This window comes from Williamsia sp. (genome assembly GCF_016462415.1).
Lineage (GTDB): Bacteria > Actinomycetota > Actinomycetes > Mycobacteriales > Mycobacteriaceae > Williamsia_A.
Window position 1 is genome coordinate 1 of sequence record NZ_JAEMTF010000092.1, and the last position, 17,136, is coordinate 17,136.

Annotated in this window: 21 protein-coding genes; 11 read left to right on the forward strand and 10 right to left on the reverse strand. The window is 67.7% G+C overall.

The features are described from left to right. Positions 1 to 1,757 (reverse strand): S53 family peptidase (locus JHC79_RS18220; RefSeq protein ID WP_296393445.1); only part of this gene is annotated, 1,757 nt, incomplete at its 3' end. Between the two features lie 264 nt (positions 1,758 to 2,021). On the opposite strand from JHC79_RS18220, the gene JHC79_RS18225 reads away from it, so the two are divergent. Genes JHC79_RS18225 through JHC79_RS18235 form a run of 3 tightly spaced genes read left to right on the forward strand, consistent with a single transcriptional unit; the run spans position 2,022 to position 4,752 of the window. Then, positions 2,022 to 2,315 carry a metal-sensitive transcriptional regulator gene (locus JHC79_RS18225; RefSeq protein WP_253660912.1) on the forward strand — a complete coding sequence of 98 codons (294 nt, stop codon included), beginning with the start codon at positions 2,022 to 2,024 and terminating at the stop codon, positions 2,313 to 2,315. Beyond that, positions 2,312 to 2,521 (forward strand): cation transporter, encoded by a 210-nt coding sequence (locus JHC79_RS18230; protein ID WP_296393450.1) that lies wholly within the window; start codon positions 2,312 to 2,314, stop codon positions 2,519 to 2,521. The genes JHC79_RS18225 and JHC79_RS18230 overlap by 4 nt, the downstream gene beginning before the upstream one ends. After that, entirely contained in the window at positions 2,518 to 4,752 is a 2,235-nt protein-coding gene (locus tag JHC79_RS18235; RefSeq protein ID WP_296393452.1) for a heavy metal translocating P-type ATPase, read from the forward strand. The genes JHC79_RS18230 and JHC79_RS18235 overlap by 4 nt, the downstream gene beginning before the upstream one ends. Here the strand turns inward: JHC79_RS18235 and JHC79_RS18240 are convergent. From JHC79_RS18240 to JHC79_RS18275, 8 genes are read right to left on the reverse strand one after another with little or no spacing between them, the layout of a single operon-like run. Continuing rightward, positions 4,739 to 5,305 carry a dihydrofolate reductase family protein gene (locus JHC79_RS18240; protein WP_296393454.1) on the reverse strand — a complete coding sequence of 189 codons (567 nt, stop codon included), beginning with the start codon at positions 5,303 to 5,305 and terminating at the stop codon, positions 4,739 to 4,741. The two genes, JHC79_RS18235 and JHC79_RS18240, sit on opposite strands and share 14 nt — an antisense overlap. Before the next feature lie 49 nt (positions 5,306 to 5,354). Continuing rightward, positions 5,355 to 5,930 (reverse strand): hypothetical protein, encoded by a 576-nt coding sequence (locus JHC79_RS18245; RefSeq protein WP_296393455.1) that lies wholly within the window; start codon positions 5,928 to 5,930, stop codon positions 5,355 to 5,357. Beyond that, positions 5,927 to 6,637 carry a DUF6286 domain-containing protein gene (locus tag JHC79_RS18250; protein WP_296393457.1) on the reverse strand — a complete coding sequence of 237 codons (711 nt, stop codon included), beginning with the start codon at positions 6,635 to 6,637 and terminating at the stop codon, positions 5,927 to 5,929. Before JHC79_RS18250 ends, JHC79_RS18245 begins: the two co-directional genes overlap by 4 nt. Continuing rightward, the gene (locus tag JHC79_RS18255; protein ID WP_296393460.1) at positions 6,634 to 7,020 is read right to left on the reverse strand and encodes an Asp23/Gls24 family envelope stress response protein; all 387 of its coding nucleotides are present in this window, start codon (positions 7,018 to 7,020) and stop codon (positions 6,634 to 6,636) included. The genes JHC79_RS18250 and JHC79_RS18255 overlap by 4 nt, the downstream gene beginning before the upstream one ends. Further along, positions 7,013 to 7,195 (reverse strand): DUF2273 domain-containing protein, encoded by a 183-nt coding sequence (locus JHC79_RS18260; RefSeq protein ID WP_253660907.1) that lies wholly within the window; start codon positions 7,193 to 7,195, stop codon positions 7,013 to 7,015. The genes JHC79_RS18255 and JHC79_RS18260 overlap by 8 nt, the downstream gene beginning before the upstream one ends. A 34-nt stretch (positions 7,196 to 7,229) precedes the next feature. After that, entirely contained in the window at positions 7,230 to 7,538 is a 309-nt protein-coding gene (locus tag JHC79_RS18265; protein WP_296393463.1) for a hypothetical protein, read from the reverse strand. Positions 7,539 to 7,556: 18 nt separating this feature from the next. Further along, entirely contained in the window at positions 7,557 to 7,862 is a 306-nt protein-coding gene (locus JHC79_RS18270; protein WP_296393465.1) for a hypothetical protein, read from the reverse strand. Then, positions 7,859 to 8,347 (reverse strand): Asp23/Gls24 family envelope stress response protein, encoded by a 489-nt coding sequence (locus JHC79_RS18275; RefSeq protein WP_296393467.1) that lies wholly within the window; start codon positions 8,345 to 8,347, stop codon positions 7,859 to 7,861. Before JHC79_RS18275 ends, JHC79_RS18270 begins: the two co-directional genes overlap by 4 nt. A 210-nt stretch (positions 8,348 to 8,557) precedes the next feature. On the opposite strand from JHC79_RS18275, the gene JHC79_RS18280 reads away from it, so the two are divergent. The 3 genes from JHC79_RS18280 to JHC79_RS18290 all read left to right on the forward strand — a co-directional run bounded on the left by JHC79_RS18280 (position 8,558) and on the right by JHC79_RS18290 (position 11,337). Beyond that, the gene (locus JHC79_RS18280; protein WP_296393469.1) at positions 8,558 to 9,301 is read left to right on the forward strand and encodes a sigma-70 family RNA polymerase sigma factor; all 744 of its coding nucleotides are present in this window, start codon (positions 8,558 to 8,560) and stop codon (positions 9,299 to 9,301) included. 29 nt (positions 9,302 to 9,330) lie between these two features. Then, positions 9,331 to 9,807: a hypothetical protein gene (locus JHC79_RS18285; RefSeq protein WP_296393471.1), complete on the forward strand. Its 477-nt coding sequence runs from the start codon at positions 9,331 to 9,333 to the stop codon at positions 9,805 to 9,807. A 72-nt stretch (positions 9,808 to 9,879) separates the two neighbouring features. Further along, positions 9,880 to 11,337 carry an FAD-binding protein gene (locus JHC79_RS18290; protein ID WP_296393473.1) on the forward strand — a complete coding sequence of 486 codons (1,458 nt, stop codon included), beginning with the start codon at positions 9,880 to 9,882 and terminating at the stop codon, positions 11,335 to 11,337. 151 nt (positions 11,338 to 11,488) lie between these two features. Here JHC79_RS18290 and JHC79_RS18295 read toward each other — a convergent pair whose 3' ends face one another. Next, positions 11,489 to 12,142 (reverse strand): fasciclin domain-containing protein, encoded by a 654-nt coding sequence (locus JHC79_RS18295; protein ID WP_296393475.1) that lies wholly within the window; start codon positions 12,140 to 12,142, stop codon positions 11,489 to 11,491. A gap of 363 nt (positions 12,143 to 12,505) precedes the next feature. Here JHC79_RS18295 and sigK point away from each other — a divergent pair, with 363 nt between their 5' ends. The 5 genes from sigK (at position 12,506) to JHC79_RS18320 (ending at position 17,063) form a co-directional block, all read left to right on the forward strand. Further along, positions 12,506 to 13,081, forward strand: coding sequence for an ECF RNA polymerase sigma factor SigK (gene sigK, locus JHC79_RS18300; protein WP_296393477.1), 576 nt, complete (start codon positions 12,506 to 12,508; stop codon positions 13,079 to 13,081). Then, entirely contained in the window at positions 13,071 to 13,940 is an 870-nt protein-coding gene (locus JHC79_RS18305) for an anti-sigma factor (RefSeq protein ID WP_296393479.1), read from the forward strand. Before sigK ends, JHC79_RS18305 begins: the two co-directional genes overlap by 11 nt. 209 nt (positions 13,941 to 14,149) lie before the next feature. Beyond that, positions 14,150 to 15,232: a Re/Si-specific NAD(P)(+) transhydrogenase subunit alpha gene (locus JHC79_RS18310; RefSeq protein WP_296393482.1), complete on the forward strand. Its 1,083-nt coding sequence runs from the start codon at positions 14,150 to 14,152 to the stop codon at positions 15,230 to 15,232. Continuing rightward, entirely contained in the window at positions 15,232 to 15,537 is a 306-nt protein-coding gene (locus JHC79_RS18315; protein ID WP_296393483.1) for an NAD(P) transhydrogenase subunit alpha, read from the forward strand. Before JHC79_RS18310 ends, JHC79_RS18315 begins: the two co-directional genes overlap by 1 nt. 11 nt (positions 15,538 to 15,548) lie before the next feature. Beyond that, complete coding sequence (locus JHC79_RS18320) at positions 15,549 to 17,063, forward strand: NAD(P)(+) transhydrogenase (Re/Si-specific) subunit beta (protein ID WP_296393485.1); 1,515 nt, start codon at positions 15,549 to 15,551, stop codon at positions 17,061 to 17,063. Positions 17,064 to 17,136: the final 73 nt, after the last annotated feature.

Below are 17,136 nucleotides of genomic sequence, written 5' to 3' on the forward strand. Positions count from 1 at the left end.
GTCGCGTACGCGGGGTTGTTCGGCGTGCCGAGCCCGGTCGTCTTGTCGTAGCTCGCGGTCGTTGGATACACGTTGGTGTTGCCGGTGATGGAGTTGGTTCCGGTTGTGATGTCGTGGAACGCGCTCGGGGTCGACGACGCGACGCGGTAGAGCGTCGGGTTGATGTTGCCGAAGCGTTTGCCTCCGGCCTTGGCCGAGGACAGCGCCAGCAGGGCGGCGTTGAGTGGGGCCGCACCACTGGTGCCTGCCGAGGCGGTCCACCCGCCGCCGATGTCGTTGCCGCTCGCATCCGACAGCTCGGTGTAGGTGCTGAACTGGTATTCGGCGGCCACCCCTGCGATGTCGGGGACCTGACGCTTGGCGCTGGTGTCGACACCGGCACCGGTCTGCCAGGACGGCTTGGCGAAGTAGGTGGACACGCCACCCCCGCTCGCGCCCCGGAACGAGGAGTCGATACCCGCGGCGTAGTCGTTCCACACCTTCTCGTTGGCCCACGCCCCGGTGGTGGAGTTGATGAACAGTCGGCTTCCGCCGACGCCGGTCACGTTGGGATCCGAGGCGGGGTAGTCGACGGTGATGGTCGTGTCCCGCGACGACGAATTCCACTGGTCCGACGACCCGTGGTCGCCGGCGGCGTCGACGAAGGTCTGACCCTGCGCCACGCCCTGGGCGATGATGTTCGACAACGCCCGAATCCCGGACGTGCCCTCGGCCAGCTCGGACTCACCCCAGCTGATCGACACGATCGAGGCGCGGTTGTCGGAGACGATCTTCGAGTAGAGGTCCACGTCGGCGTTGCCGATGTTCGGGGCCTGGTAGTTCAGGATCGTGGCCTTGGGGGCGATCGAATGCAGGACCTCGATGTCGAGGTCGACCTCACCCTGCCCGGACAGGTCGCCGGCCGGCCCGCCGTCGACGTTGATCGTCTGCACGGCGGGCGCGGTGATGCCGTACTGGCTGTCGAAGGCCTTGTAGTTCGCGGGTTTGTACCCGGAGAACTCGACCAACGCGATGGTCTGTCCGCTGCCCCCGTTGCCGCCGATCGTGGAGGCGGCGTAGGCGGTGCTCAGCTCGGCAGCGGTGAAGCCGCCCTTGGGTCCGCTGCCCTTGTCCGTCACCGCATTGGGCGCGAGCTTCGGCTTCTGCGGTACCTGTGCCGTCGGCGGGGGATTCACCGGGAGGGGTGCATCGGTGAGACCGGAGACGTCGGTGATGACCGATGCGGCGGCGGGGGATGCCTTCGCAGAGCTGTCCGCGCCGATGAACTCCGCTCCGTTCTTCGGATCCCGGTACTGGGAGAGCCCGGTTCCGAACGTGGCGCCGAGTTGATCGACGGTGCCCGTCGCCGAGATGGTCTGCTGACCCGGGGTGAGCGCGCTGACCTGCAGGCCGTGCGACCGCAGATAGTCGGTGGCCGTGGTCACCTCGCTCGGTGACGGACCGAAGCGTGACGCGAACTCTGCCGGGGTGAGGAACCGGCGGAACTGCGGCGACCCCGGATCACTCACTGCCGCATCGAAATCGGACAGACCCTGCGGGTCGCGCGACGCCAGCGCCACGGTCACCGTCCGACGCTGTGCAGCGGGCGCTGTGCCCACCTTCGCCGACCGGGCGACGCGGGGACTCACCTGCGCGCGACCCGAATCGACCGGGGCCACCGGCGCATTCGATGCCGGTGCGGCCCACGCCACCCCGGAGCCCACTGCCATCACCGTCGCCACACCCACCGCGAACGGAACCAGACGCTTGATTGTCATGCCGGCCTCACCTTCTGTGTTTCGAGGAACCTAGCAGTTACTGCGCATGGGTAACTAGCGATACGAACAGTCGTGAGGGAAAGGCGGTCGGTGTTCACACCGCTGTCACGAGAACCGGGCAAAACCCCCGTCGTGCAAATGATTCGGTCGCCTTGGTCCGATCCCTGTGGTTCACCACCGACCGAATCAATACAGTAGGGGGGTACCGTAGAAGCGCATCTAGTGGTATACCGGAGAGGGGTATGAACAACGGAGGAGGCAGCCATGGACGGCGCCACGCACGGATACATCCAGCGCAAGGACGACTACCTCAAGCGACTTCGCCGCATCGAGGGGCAGGCGCGGGGTCTGCAGCGGATGGTCGACGAGGAGAGCTACTGCATCGACATCCTCACGCAGGTCACGGCGATGACAAAGGCCCTGCAAGCCGTCAGCCTCGGACTACTGGAGGAACACATGAACCACTGCGTGATCAACGCGGCGCAGGAGAGCGACGAAGCGGGTCAGGTCAAGGTCCGCGAGGCGATGGACGCCGTCACCCGGCTGGTCCGCTCATGAGCACCGCGACCTTCACCGTCGCCGGCATGACCTGCGCACACTGCGTCTCCTCCGTCACCGAAGAGGTGTCGGAGATCGCGGGCGTCGGCGGTGTCGAGGTCGACCTCGACTCCGGCGCTCTCACCGTCACCAGCTCCGCCCCGATCGATCCGGCCGCCGTCGCGGCCGCGGTGACCGAGGCGGGGTACGACCTGGTCACGCCATGAGCACGGCGGTCTTCGACCTCAAGGGCATGACCTGCGCCTCGTGTGCAGCCCGGATCGAACGCAAGCTCAACAAGCTCGACGGCGTCGAGGCGTCGGTCAACTTCGCGACCGAGACCGTCGAGGTCCATCACCCCGACGACGTCAGCACGGTCGAGCTCGCCGACGTGGTCGCCGCGGCCGGCTATCGGGCGGTCGAGCAGGAAGCGCACGGGCACAACCCGTCTGACCACGACCACACCGCCGGTGCGACAGATCTGCGACGTCGGTTGATCGTCTCGGCGATCCTGAGCATCCCCGTCGTGGCGCTGGCGATGGTGCCCGCGTGGCAGTTCGACTACTGGCAGTGGGTGTCGCTCGCGTTGGCGACGCCGGTCGTGGTGTGGGGCGCGTGGCCGTTCCACCGGGCGACGATCGCCGGTGCGCGACATCTCGCGACGTCGATGGACACTCTGGTGTCCATCGGGATCACTGCCGCCTACGGGTGGTCGCTCTACGCACTGTTCTTCGGGACCGCGGGCATGATCGGCATGCGCCACGGCTTCGAACTCACCCTGGCGCGCGGCGATGCCTCGGCCAACATCTACTTCGAGGTCGCCGCGGGCGTCACGACTTTCCTGATCGCCGGTCGGTACCTCGAGTCGCGGTCGACCCGGGAGGCGGGAGCCGCGATGCGTGCGCTCGCCGAGCTGGGCGCCAAACAGGCGACTCTGCTCGTCGACGGTCCCGACGGTCCGATCGAGAAGCAGGTCGCCACAGACACTCTCGTGGTCGACGACCGGTTCCTGGTCCGACCGGGCGAGAAGATCGCCACCGACGGCGTGGTGGTCTCGGGATCGTCGGTGGTCGACCAGTCGGTCATCACCGGGGAATCGGTACCCGTCGACGTCGCCGTCGGCGACCGGGTCATCGGGGCCACCGTCAACGGTGGCGGGACGATCACCGTCCGAGCGACCTCGGTCGGTGCCGACACCCAGATGTCGCAGATCGCCCGGCTCGTCGCGGATGCCCAAAACGGCAAGGCGGGCGTCCAACGTCTTGCCGACGCCATCTCGGCGTACTTCGTGCCGGTGGTGCTGGTACTCGCGGTCCTGACGTTCGGTGCCTGGCTGCTCGCCGGCGGCGGACTGACCGCGGCGATCACCGCAGCCGTCGCGGTGCTCATCATCGCCTGCCCGTGCGCGCTAGGACTGGCCACACCCACCGCGTTGATGGCGGGCAGCGGTCGCGGCGCGCAGCTCGGCATCCTCATCAAGGGACCGCAGGTTCTCGAGCGCACCAGCCGCATCGACACCGTCGTGCTGGACAAGACCGGCACCATCACCACCGGCGTGATGACCCTCGCCGACGTGATCGCAGCCCCGGGCGAATCCGACGATCAGGTCCTCCGGTGCGCGGCCGCAATCGAATCGATGTCGGAACACCCCGTCGCTCGGGCGATCGCACGAGCCGGAACAGACCGTCTCGGGAGGCTCCCCGAGATCGACGAATTCGAGAACGTCGCCGGACTGGGCGTGCGCGGAACCGTCGACGGTGTCGTGGTGTTCGCCGGCCGGGCGGCATGGGCCGTCGAGAGCGGACTCACCGCTGCTCCGGAGGTCACCCGCGCTGTCGACGAGGCCGAATCGGCGGGCGCGACCGCGATCGTCGTCGGGTGGGACGGCGCGGTGCGCGGGGCGGTGGTGGTGGCCGACGAGGTCAAGCCGACCTCGGCGGCCGCGGTCTCCGACCTGCGACGACTGGGGTTGACACCGGTACTGCTGACCGGCGACAACGAGGGGGCGGCGCGCGCCGTTGCCGATGCTGTCGGCATCGACCGCGTCATCGCGGGCGTCCTGCCGCAGGACAAGGTCGACACCGTGCGCGCGCTACAGGCCGAGGGGTCCCGTGTGGCGATGATCGGCGACGGGGTCAACGACGCCGCCGCACTCGCCGTCGCCGACCTCGGTCTGGCGATGGGCACCGGGACCGACGTGGCCATCGAGGCATCCGACCTGACGCTGATGTCCGGCGACCTACGTCTGGCCGGTGACGCGATCCGGTTGTCCCGGGCCACGCTGCGGACCATCCGTGGAAACCTTTTCTGGGCCTTCGGCTACAACGTCGCGGCGCTTCCGTTGGCGTCGTCGGGACTGCTCAACCCGATGTTCGCGGGAGCGGCGATGGCCTTCTCGTCGGTGTTCGTCGTGCTGAACAGCCTGCGGCTGCGTCGCTTTCGCGTCAGGCCCAGGTAGCGCGCACGATCGAGAAGCCGCTCTCGTAGCCCCGCCGATCGGTCACCGACAACCGGCGCGGCGCGCCGAGTGGGCCGAACAACGGGATACCGGCCCCGAAGACGAGGGGATGGATCTTGAGGATGATCTCGTCGATCTCATCGGCGAGCGTGGCCGCGAGGCTCCCGCCGCCGGCTAGCCAGATGTCGCCGCCCGGTTGGGCTTTGAGCTCGCGGACGGTGGCCACCGGATCGCCGACGACCTCGACGCCCGAGCCCTCGGCCGTCTCCAGTGACCGGGATGCGACGAGTTGATGCAGATGTCGATACGGGCTGACCACGCCCTGCTCGACCCCGCCGACATAGGTCCGGCGTCCGAGGACGACGGTGTCGAACCGGCGGTTCGGCTCGTCGAACCCGAGTGCGGTGCGCACGTGCGTCGGGATCATCTCGGGGAACTCGGCCGTCAGGTAGGCGGCCTCGGGGCCCTCGAACGGAAAAGCCTCGTAGCCGTCGTCGATGTCCGCGATGAAGCCGTCGATCGACGTGGCGACGAGGTAGACCAATGAACGCATCCGATGACTCCTCCCATCCGGCCCGACGCGGACCGGATGGGAGCCGAGGCTAGTTCACCCGCTGTGCAGACGCCTTCGATTTCTCGAGGTGGATCAGGACGCGGGCACGCAGATCGCTGCCGGGCAGCGCGCCGCGGATCTGACGCTGGGCGTTCTCGACCACCGGCAGCAGATCGTCGAACGACGTCGTCGGATCGGCGATCACGGTGATCTCCAACAGCTTTCGCTTCCGGTCGTCGACTGCCTTCGACCGTGTCGATGACACCAACCGGTGGTGGGCGAGATCATCGGCGACGGCGTGGGCGATCTTGCCCGGCGACACCGCGAGGGTGCCCGAGTTGTCGCTGCCGGGTAGTTCGACGTCTCCGATCTTGCGGGGGCGGGCGTTGACCGACAGGAGGAAGAACCCGATGACGATGCCGCCCACGGCGATCCCGGCGAGTACGTAGACCCACCAGCCGGCGTCGGGGGCCCGGTCGAACCAGGACGCGTCGATGTCGGCGATGCGATCACGCACCCACGTGACCTTCAGCTCCCATGCGATGGCAGCGGCACCGACGGCGATCATCGCGACGGCCACGAGGAATGCGACCACGCGGTTCAGTCCAGCGGGAAGGGCATTCACGATTGCTCCTTGATGAGGGTGGGCGAGTCCGACTCGGACTCCGCGGCCCCAGCCGCGAACGACTCGGGCATGGCCGGTCGCGCGATGGGAGCAGGCGGGGTGACCGACTGATCGACCTTCTTCACGCGCGTCTTGAGCTTCACGGTCCGTCCGGGTGCGACCGGTGCGATCGCGGCGGTGACGCGCTCGGTGATGGCGGCGCGGGTCTCGGGTGAGTCCTCCGAGAGCAGGACGCTGACCTTGACCTTGCGTTTCTTGACCACGGTGTTGGCCTCGAGGACGTCACGGACGTCACGGGCGACCGCGCTGCTGCGGCGGGCGACGTCGACGCGTCGCGTCCAGGTGCTCGGCGAGTATCCGTCGACGTCTTCGGCACCGGCGACCGCGAAGTGCGTCTTGGGTCGGGGTGTGATCGAGACGATCAGGAACCAGAGACCGACGATGATCAGCGCGACCGCGGCCGGCCACATCCACACCTGCCACGACAGCGACGAGATCCAGCGCGACGCGGCTGCGATCCACTCGGTTCCGGAGATCCACTTCATCTCGATGATGAAGTCGCGGATCGCGATACCGGCGATCGCCAGCAGGACGAGGGCGAACAGCGTCGTGACCACGACCGATCCGGGGGTGGCCGTCGGCGGCTTGAGCTTGCGCGCGTCCGGTACCGGGACGCCGTGCGCGTCCGATGGTGTCGGGGTGGTCACTGCACTCTCCTCGTGGATGGTTGTTCGCCGGGGACGAGCTCGGCGATCGTGACGTCGACCCGGTGGGGTGTGACGCCGGCGAGGCGGGCCAACTCGTGATGGACCTGAGCCCGGACCTCCTGCGCGACCGTGGTGATCTGCGTCGGCCAGCGCACGGCGATCGACACCTGCACACGCGGGTGGGCGAGCGACATGTCGATCGAGACCTTCGGGTAGTCGGCGCCGGTGATCAGGCCCATGGATCCGCGATGACGCAGGACACCCTCGATGTCCAGAGCGGTCTGGCGGCTGATCTGTTCACCGACGCGGTCGGCGATGGTCAGCGTGCCCGGCCCGCCGTTCTCCACGATCGGTGTGGCGGTGCCGGGGGCATCGTCAGCCACGGTTACGGCTCTTCAACAGGCCGGACAGATCGATGGTGCCGTCCCGCTGCAGGCCGATGGCCAGGCCGACCGCGCCCAGCACGATCGCGAGGATGAAACCGCCGAAACCGCCGGTGGTGGCTGCGATCGCCAGGAGTAGTCCGACGATGAGGCCGATGGTTGCGTTGTTGTTCATGTCAATCCTCCGATTGCCGTGCTGCGTGAATGGTTCAGATGTCGAAATATCGTCTGCTGCCCGGGACGGACCGCGGGAGTCGTCCTCGGATCTGACGGATCTGCGCGGCGGTCCGCCGCTGCAGTCGTCGAAGAGGTCTGCTGGGTCGCACGGTCAACCGGGCGTCGGTCGCCTCGGCGGTCGGCGGGACACGGAACGTCGACGCCGGTTGTGGCGCCCGCCCGAACTCCCGGTCGAGCCGGGACAGTTCGAGGCGGAGCCGCTCCGGGTCGCCGCCGACGTCGGGGTGATGCCTACGGATCACCTCACGACGTCGGGCGGCGTACTCCGGAGTGGTGGTCATCGTCAGATTGTCGCCGAATCAGACGGAGTCCGGTGTCCCGGGCTGCTCATCGACCGACACGTCCTCGACGATGACCGTCATCGGACGGTTCGCGACCGCCTCGACGGCCTCGCGGACGGCCTCGGCGGTGTCGGTGACATTGCGGTGGAGATCCACCTCGATGTGCACCTCGCCGCTGTAGTCCTGCAGGCGTACCCCGACCACCCGTCGACCGGGCGTGTACGTGGCCACCTCACCGAACCGGCCGGCGTTGAGTCCCGTCACACCGGGGACCGACGTGGCGGCTGTGGCCACCGCGTCGGCGACCTCGGCGGTCGAGCTCACTGGACGCGGGGCTCAGCGGGCTCGGCGGTGGTCTCGTCGTCCTCGAAGTGGATGTCGTGGATGGCGATGTTGACCTCGGTGACCTCGAGGCTCGTCATGTCCTGGATCGCGTTGATCACGTTGGACCGCACTGCGGCGGCGAGCTCGTGGATCGCGACGCCGTAGTTGGCGACCAATCCCAGATCGACTGCGGCCTGCTTCTCGCCGACCTCGACGGTGACGCCCTGGGTGATGCTGGGGCCGCCACCGGGGATGGCCTCACGGACGCGGCCGACGATGCGGGCGGTCTGGCCGCCGAGGGCGAAGACGCCGTCGATCTCGCGGGCGGCGATGCCGGCGATCTTCGAGACGACCTGGTCGGCGATGGTGGTGCGGCCGTGCGCGCCGACGAGTTCGCGGTGATCGGCGGCGATCTCCGTGCTCGCTCCGGCGGTTGCGGACGGGGTCGTGGTTGCCTTGGTGGTCGATGCCGAGGTCATCTGCACTCCTTCGTGTGTGCGTGGTTCGCGGCCGTGTCGGCCGGAACCCGTGTGGGGTGAAACGTTGTCCACCGGGGTGGGCGACACTGATGGCGTCGCTTGCTTCCGATGTACTTGGTGAGTCGGGCGCGGCGCGGGTTCTGCACGCGGGATCTGACGTGATCTGGGCCACATTGTGGTTCTGTGGAAACAGTACGTACGAACGGAGGCGCGCACGTGGAGTTCGGCGAAGACATGGCCGGTCCGTCCGATGTGGCGACGGATTCCGACGAGCTCCTCGCGCGCGCGGCTGCGATCGGTGACCGTGCCGCGTTCGACGAGCTCGTCCGGCGGACGTTGCCGATGCTGCTGCGGTACGCGAATCGGATGACGCCCGACCGGCAGAACGCCGAGGACGTCGTCCAGGAGACGCTGCTGGCCGCATGGAAGGGTCTGCCGCGGTTCGGTTTCCAGAGCAGCTTTCGGACCTGGGTCTTCTCCATCGCCCACCGCAAGATCATCGACATCCGCCGTAAGCGCAGTGAACTCGCCGCCGACGACGAATTCCTCAGCGCGGTTCCGTCGTCGTCGCCGACGCCGGTGGACGACGCGATGGAGACGTCGTTGATGGACGCACTCGAGCGCGAACTCGCCGACCTTCCCTACAACTCGCGAGCCGCCTGGTGGCTGCGTGAGATGGAAGGTCTGTCGCATCCGGAGATCGCGCGGATCCTGCAGATCACCCCCGGATCGGTTCGCGGTCACCTACAACGGACCCGCGCCCGCCTGGCCGAGCGCATGGAACCGTGGCGACCAGGCGGTACCGGAGATCCCACGGGCGTGACCGAACCCAGGTCGGCGCCGATCCCGCGGGACGCTCCCGCCAGTGGGCGGGGACGGACCGATGTCGGGGCTCGCAAACACTCCCGTGCCGGCCCGGCAGGCGCACGCGAGGCGAGGCAACGGTCGGTGGGCACGTGACGCCCGCACCAGCTCAGAGAGGAGGCGCGATGTCGGAACCCGAACCGGGCGACGTGGGCTCGGAACAGTGGCTCGTCGACGCAGGCCGTCAACTCGATCCGCCGCAGAGCGATGTCGAGCGCCTGACCAGGTCGGTGATCGACTCCGCGCGCAAGATGTCGCACTCACGGGCGACCCTGGCCACCGACATCGACCGCGTCATCGTCACCGACCGTGTCCTGCGCCGCCTCCTGCTCATCGAGGTCCGACGCCGGATGCACCGACCGGTCCTGCGGGTCGTCGTCGACTCCGATGGCGGCGAGGTGACCGCGATCCATCTCGGGGTCGTGTGTTGGTACGACGACGAACTGATCGATCTCGCCTCTCGGACCCGCGCGGTCATCGCCGATGTGTTCGTCGGAACCCTGGGCGCCGACCGTGGGCATCGTGCGGCCGCGCTCGTCGACATCGATTGGGTCGATCTCGACGAGAAGAAGCACCGCGGCGCGAATGCCGGGGAGAACTAGAACCTGTTCTAGTCGGGCGGTACGCTGCGAGGGCGGGCAGCTCGTGCCCGCGCTCGAACGAGAGGACTCGCGGTGCGCGCCGAGATACCCGAGGTCATCAGTCAGTCGTCAGTCGATTCATGGAGCGACGAGGTCGATGTCGTGGTGATCGGCTGCGGCATATCCGGGGCGTGTGCCGCCGTCGAGGCCGCCGCCGCGGGAGCGACGGTGCTCGTGCTGGAGCGCGCCGCCGTGGCCGGCGGGACCACGTCGATGGCCGGGGGTCATTTCTATCTCGGCGGCGGTACCGCCGTGCAGCAGGCGACGGGCCACGAGGACTCGGCCGAGGAGATGGAGAAGTACATCACCGCGGTCAGCCGTGACCCCGAGCCGGACAAGATCCACGCCTACTGCCGCGACAGCGTCGAGCACTTCGACTGGATCGAGGCGTTGGGCTTCCAGTTCGAGCGCAGCTTCTTTCCGGGCAAGGCGGTGATCCAGCCGGAGACGCAGGGGCTGATGTTCACCGGCAACGAGAAGGTGTGGCCGTTCAAGAACATCGCCATCCCGGCGCCTCGCGGACACAAGGTGCCCGTCCCCGGTGACACCGGCGGCGCGGGCATGGTCATCGATCTCCTGGTCAAGCGCCTGGCCGACCTCGAGGTCGAGATCCGGTACGAGACCGGCGCACGCAACCTGATCACCGACGACGCCGGCGCAGTGGTCGGGCTCGCGTGGAAGCGCTTCGAGGAGACCGGCGCGATCAGGACGCGCAGTGTGGTCATCGCCGCGGGCGGGTTTGTCATGAACTCGACAATGGTCGACGAGTTCGTCCCGTCGCTCGCCGAGAAGCCCTTCGTGTTGGGCAACCCGTTCGACGACGGCCTCGGTATCCGTATGGGCGCATCGGTCGGTGCCGCGCTCAAGCACATGGACCAGACGTTCGTGACCGCGCCCGCCTACCCGCCGTCGCTGCTCATCACCGGCCTGATCGTCAACGCCAACGGCGACCGTTTCGTCGCCGAGGACTCCTATCACTCGCGGACGTCGGGCTTCGTTCTCGACCAACCCGGTGCGGTGGCCTACCTCATCGTCGACGAGGAACACATGGAGCGACCGGACTTCCCGCTCATCAAGTTCGTCGACGGGTGGGAGACCATCGCAGAGATGGAGGCCGCCCTCGGCATCCCTGCGGGAAACCTCGAGAAGACGATGGCCCGCTACAACGAGAACGCCGCCAAGGGCGAGGACCCTGATTTCCACAAGAGCGCCGAATGGCTCGCGCCGCAGACGCAGGGACCGTGGGCGGCGTTCAACATGAGCCTCGGCGAGGCGCTGTACGCCGGTTTCACGATGGGCGGACTGGCCACGAGCGTCGACGGTGAGGTCCTCTCGGAGTCGGGCGCACCGATCGTCGGTCTGTACGCGGCCGGTGCCGGGGCGGCGAACATCGCCCAGGACGGCAAGGGATACGCCAGCGGGACGCAGCTCGGCGAGGGGTCCTACTTCGGACGCCGCGCGGGCAGGCACGCGGCGCGATCGCGCGCCTGATCCGTCACACGAAGAAGCGGACCGGAACCATGGGGCAGATGGTTCCGATCCGCTTCTCTGTGGGGTGACGTCCCGGGCATCCCCGGGACGTCCTACAACGCAGTCGGTGAGTGAACACCGACCGTGGTGGTCGTGAGGTCGTGACGGCGTGTCATGACGTCGGCGGCATCAGGACGGTGTCGGTGAAGTACACGGTGGCGTTGGAGGTTCTGATGCCACCACAGATCACCGACGTCTCGCCGTCGACCGTGAGCGCGCCGCCGTTGCCGGACACCGTGACGTTCTGACCCTCGACGGTCTTGTGGGTGCCGGTGATCTCCGACGGCTTCAGCTGGCCCTGGATCACGTGGTAGAACAGCACCTTCGTCAGCAGCTGGTCGTCGGTCTTCAGGATGCTCATCGTCGCCTCCGGCAGTTTGGCGAACGCCGCGTCGACCGGTGCGAACAAGGTGAACTGGCTGCTGTTGAGCGTGTCGGCAATGTTCACCCGTGGGTTGAACTGGCCGGTGAACGACTCGCTCAGTGTCGTGAGCAGAGGATTGTTCGACGTCGCGGTCGCGACCGGGTCCAGCGCCATCGCATCGACCGACGCCGCACCGCGGGGGTTGGCGGCCATGTACGACCCGCATCCTGGTCCGACGAGGCCGGCGGACGGGTCCACCGTGGTCGTCGGCGCGACGCCAGACGGGCCGGCCGCGGAGTTCGACGAATCGGAACCGCCGTCGTCGGAGCACCCGGCTGCGGCGACCAGCACGCCCACGGCAACCAGCACCCCGGCGAGCCGTCGGGGTCTGGTGTGGGGCATGAACGATCCGTTCCTCGTGGTGACAGGTTCCCTTGCGATTCGGAATGTGCCGCCCGTCGGATGGGTCGACGGGCCGGATGCCGGCCCCGCGCCGCCGAACTGCCGCCCCGTGATCACGGCCAGGTCACGTCCCGACAAATTGTCGTGTCCGTCACGGCATCCGACAGGCAGACGGCGACGAATGCCTAGATGACAGTTTGATGCATGCGTTTTCTCTCGGCCGCAACGACCTGCGGACGAGCCCCGACAGGTGCGATTCAGGTAACGGATCGCACACCCCACAGCCCGGATGGCCGTCAGATGGCCGGAACGGGTACTGACGATTGCTTAAGGCGATGAAACAGACACGCTACTGTCGGTCCTGTGACCGACCGATCTCTCGCACGGACGCCGGAACTGGCGGACCTGCTGGAGCGAACGGCAGCGCGCGATCGAGCTGCGTTCGCAGCTCTGTACGACGCCACGAGTGCGCGTGTCTACGGTCTGATCCTGCGCGTGATACGCGATCCGGGGTATGCGGAGGAGACGCTGCAGGAGGTCTATCTGCAGGTCTGGCAGAACGCGCACAACTACCGACCCGACATGGGCTCGGTGGTGTCGTGGATGCTGACCATCGGGCATCGGCGTGCAGTCGACCGGGTGCGCTCGGAGGAGGCGTCGTCGAGGCGGGGTACGGAGTACTCGGTCTCGAACTCGGTGACACCGTCCGACGAGGTGGTCGAGTCCGTGGTCACGCGGGAGGATCGCCGCGAGGTCATCAAATGCCTCGGCACCCTGACCGACACACAGCGGGAGAGCATCGAGCTCTCGTATTACGGCGGATTGAGCTATCCGCAGGTGGCGGAGCGGCTGAACGCCGGGCTTCCCACCGTGAAGTCTCGGATCCGCGACGGTCTACGGCGGCTCCGTACGTGCTTGGAGTCGGACGATGAGGCCTGACCCGACCGCTCAGGGCACCGTCGACGACCTGCTCGAGCTCTACTCCATCGACGCTCTCGACCTCCACGAGACGCAACTCTTCGAGACCGCTCTGCTGTCCTTGGCCGCAGACGACCGGGTCGACGCCGTCGAACGGATACGGCAGACCCGCGACGCCGTCGGCCGGATGGCCGCAGAGGTGGCCGCTGTCCCGCCGGTCGGGCTCCGCGCCCGCATCCTCGATGCGATCGACTCGGGGGACATCACGCCGGCTGCAGCGGATCCGGCGTCAGCCATCTCGTCGTTGGCGTCCGCCGAGCTCCCCATGGGCGAGTCCTCCGAGTACCACGCGCCCGCCGAAGCGCAGCCCACGGACGAACTCGCTGCCAGGCGCCTCGGTCGTCGACGTCGGATCGCGCTCGCGGTCACGTCGGCCGCGGCGGCGATCATCCTCGTCATCGGTGGTGTGTTCGTCGGCCGCTCGGTGCTGTCGGATCCGGCCACCGACCGGCCCGCCGTCGCCCAGAGCGACTCGTTCGATGAGCTGCGCAACGTCATGAGCGCATCCGACGCCGAGGTGCACCGCACCGAGATGACCGGGATCCCCGGGACGGTCGTGGTCGCCTCCTCGCGGTCGATGGACCGTGCGGTCGTGTTGCTCGATGACGCGCCGCATCCCCCGCAGGATCGCGCGTACCAGCTCTGGCTGATCGGCAACGACCACGCGCCCCGTCCGGCGGGGCTCGTCGACGCGGCTGCGACCACGAAGGCGATCGTCGTGACCGACCTCGCCGGGTCGCGCACCGTGGGCATGACCGTCGAACCCGCCACCGGCTCGCCGCAGCCGACGGGCGAGGTCGTCGCCGCCGTTCCCATCTGATCCGACAACCTGCATCGTCGGACTGCTGTCTGGACAGTAGTCCGGGAGCTGTGTGTGCGGCATGCTATCTTTCGATCAACCTTCGGTCGCCGATCGTGACCGTTTGCCTCTCCAGCCTGCGTCGGTGACCCCTCGGACGCGGCCACGAGCAGCGCCTGTGATGGCGTTGCCAGGTAGATCTACGTCAGCAGTGTGAGACAGGTGGGTGTATGAGCGTCGGTGTCGTGCGCGAGAGCGCAGAGGGGGAACGGCGTGTCGCGCTGGTACCCAAAGTCGTTGCGACGTTGGTGAACAAGGGTGTCGAGGTCATCGTCGAGTCCGGAGCGGGTCTCAATGCGCTGATCCCGGACCAGCTGTACTCCGACGCCGGGGCCACGATCGGTGACGCCTGGTCGGCCGACATCGTGGCCAAGGTCGTCGCCCCGTCCGACGACGAGCTGGGCAAGCTCCACTCCGGGCAGACCCTCATCGGGTTCCTCGCCCCGCGCAACCAGACCAATCAGATCGGTGCGCTCAAGGCGGCCGGTGTGCAGGCCTTCGCGGTCGAGGCCATCCCGCGCATCTCCCGCGCCCAGGTGATGGATGCGCTGAGTTCGCAGGGCAACGTGTCGGGCTACAAGGCCGTGCTGCTCGCGGCCGAGAAGTCCACGCGCTACTTCCCGATGCTGACCACGGCGGCGGGCACGGTGAAGCCCGCGACGGCGCTGATCCTCGGTGTCGGTGTCGCCGGGCTGCAGGCGTTGGCCACCGCCAAGCGCCTCGGCGCCCGCACCACCGGATACGACGTGCGACCGGAGGTCGCCGACCAGGTGAAGTCGGTCGGCGCCCAGTGGCTCGACCTCGGCATCGACGCCGCCGGTGAGGGCGGCTACGCCCGCGAGCTCACCGACGACGAACGCGCGCAGCAACAGAAGGCCCTCGAGGACGCGATCAAGGGATTCGACGTCGTCATCACGACCGCCCTCGTCCCCGGCCGACCCGCGCCGCGCCTGGTGACGGCCGCGGCCGTCGAGGGCATGAAGCCCGGCAGCGTCATCGTCGACCTCGCCGGTGAGACCGGCGGCAACTGCGAACTGACCGAGCCGGGACAGAACGTCGTCAAGCACGACGTGACGATCTGCTCGCCGCTCAACCTCCCCGCCGGGATGCCCGAGCATGCCAGCGAGCTGTACTCCAAGAACCTCCTCGCGTTGATCGAGCTGATCCTCGACGAGAACGGCGCGGTGGCACCGGACTTCTCCGACGAGGTCCTCGCCAAGTCGTGTGTGACCCGAGAGGCAGGCACCGCCTGATGTACACCGGTCTTCTAGCGAATATCGCGATCCTGGTCCTGGCCGGGTTCGTGGGCTTCGCCGTCATCTCCAAGGTGCCCAACACCCTGCACACCCCACTCATGTCCGGCACCAACGCCATTCACGGCATCGTGGTGCTCGGCGCGCTCATCGTCCTGGGTGAACTGCCCGCGGACGCGAACTGGGGTGTCCGGATCATCGCCTTCGTCGCGCTGATCTTCGGCACGCTCAACGTCATAGGCGGCTTCGCCGTCACGGACCGCATGCTCGGCATGTTCAAGGGCAAGAAGGAGGCATCGAAGTGAGCGGTTCGGTAATGCTGCTGGCGGCGGATGCCCACACACCCAGCCAGGGTCTGTCCTACCTGGTGACGGCGCTCTACATCGTCGCCTTCGCCCTGTTCATCTACGGCCTCTCCGGCCTGACCGGACCCAAGACCGCGGTGCGTGGCAACTGGATCGCCGCGGTCGGCATGGGCGTGGCCGTGGTCGCCACCCTGGTCTCGGTCTACAACAACGGTTCGACGGGCGACGACGGCGAGAAGACCGGTGTCCCCACCATCAACTGGATCCTCATCGCGGTGGGTCTGATCATCGGTGTCGCACTGGGCATCCCGCCCGCGTTGAAGACCAAGATGACCGCCATGCCGCAGCTCGTCGCGCTGTTCAACGGCGTCGGCGGTGGCACCGTCGCGCTGATCGCGTGGTCGGAGTTCATCGAGACGTCCGGCTTCTCGGAGTTCGGGGACACCGAGCCGGCGTCGCCGCTGGTCATCGGTTCGTTGATCGCCGCCATCATCGGTTCGATCTCGTTCTGGGGTTCGCTGGTCGCGTTCTCCAAGCTGCAGGAGATCCTGCCCAAGGGCCTGGAGAAGTTCTTCGTCGGCAACGCGAAGGTGTTCCAGGTCGCGAACATCGTCCTGCTGGCGTTGTCGGTGGGCATCGCGATCTTCCTGGGTGTGCAGGCCACCGACGGTGGCGGAGCGAGCGTCTGGTGGATCGTCGGACTGCTGATCGCCGCCGGCGTCATGGGTCTGTTCGTCGTGTTCCCCATCGGCGGCGCGGACATGCCGGTGGTCATCTCGCTGCTCAACGCGATGACCGGTCTGTCGGCCGCGGCCGCGGGTATCGCGCTCGACAACACCGCGCTGATCGTCGCGGGCATGATCGTCGGTGCCTCGGGCTCCATCCTGACCAACCTCATGGCGACCGCCATGAACCGGTCGATCCCCGCCATCGTGTTCGGTTCCTTCGGTGGCGGCGACGCCGGCGGAGCAGTCGGCCCGGGCGGAGATCAGGGCACCGTCAAGGCGACCTCGGCCGCCGACGCCGCGATCCAGATGGCCTACGCCGGACAGGTCATCGTCGTCCCCGGCTACGGCCTCGCCGTCGCGCAGGCGCAGCACGCGGTCAAGGACATGGCGTCGATCCTCGAGTCGAAGGGCGTCGAGGTGAAGTACGCGATCCACCCGGTGGCTGGACGTATGCCCGGACACATGAACGTCCTGCTGGCCGAAGCCGACGTCGAGTACGACTCGATGAAGGAGATGGACGACATCAACGGGGAGTTCTCCCGCACCGACGTCACCATCGTCATCGGCGCGAACGACGTCACCAACCCGGCGGCGCGCAACGATCCGAGTTCACCCATCCACGGCATGCCGATCCTCAACGTCGACCAGTCGCGGTCGGTGATCGTGTTGAAGCGGTCGATGTCGTCGGGCTACGCCGGCATCGAGAACCCGTTGTTCTTCGCCGATCAGACGTCGATGCTCTTCGGCGACGCCAAGAAGTCGGTCGGCGCGGTCATCGAGGAACTCAAGGCCCTGTAACCGCCAGTTGGGCACGTAACGACGCCGGTTGGGCACGTGACGACGCCGGCTGGGCGGTTGCGGATGCCGGATC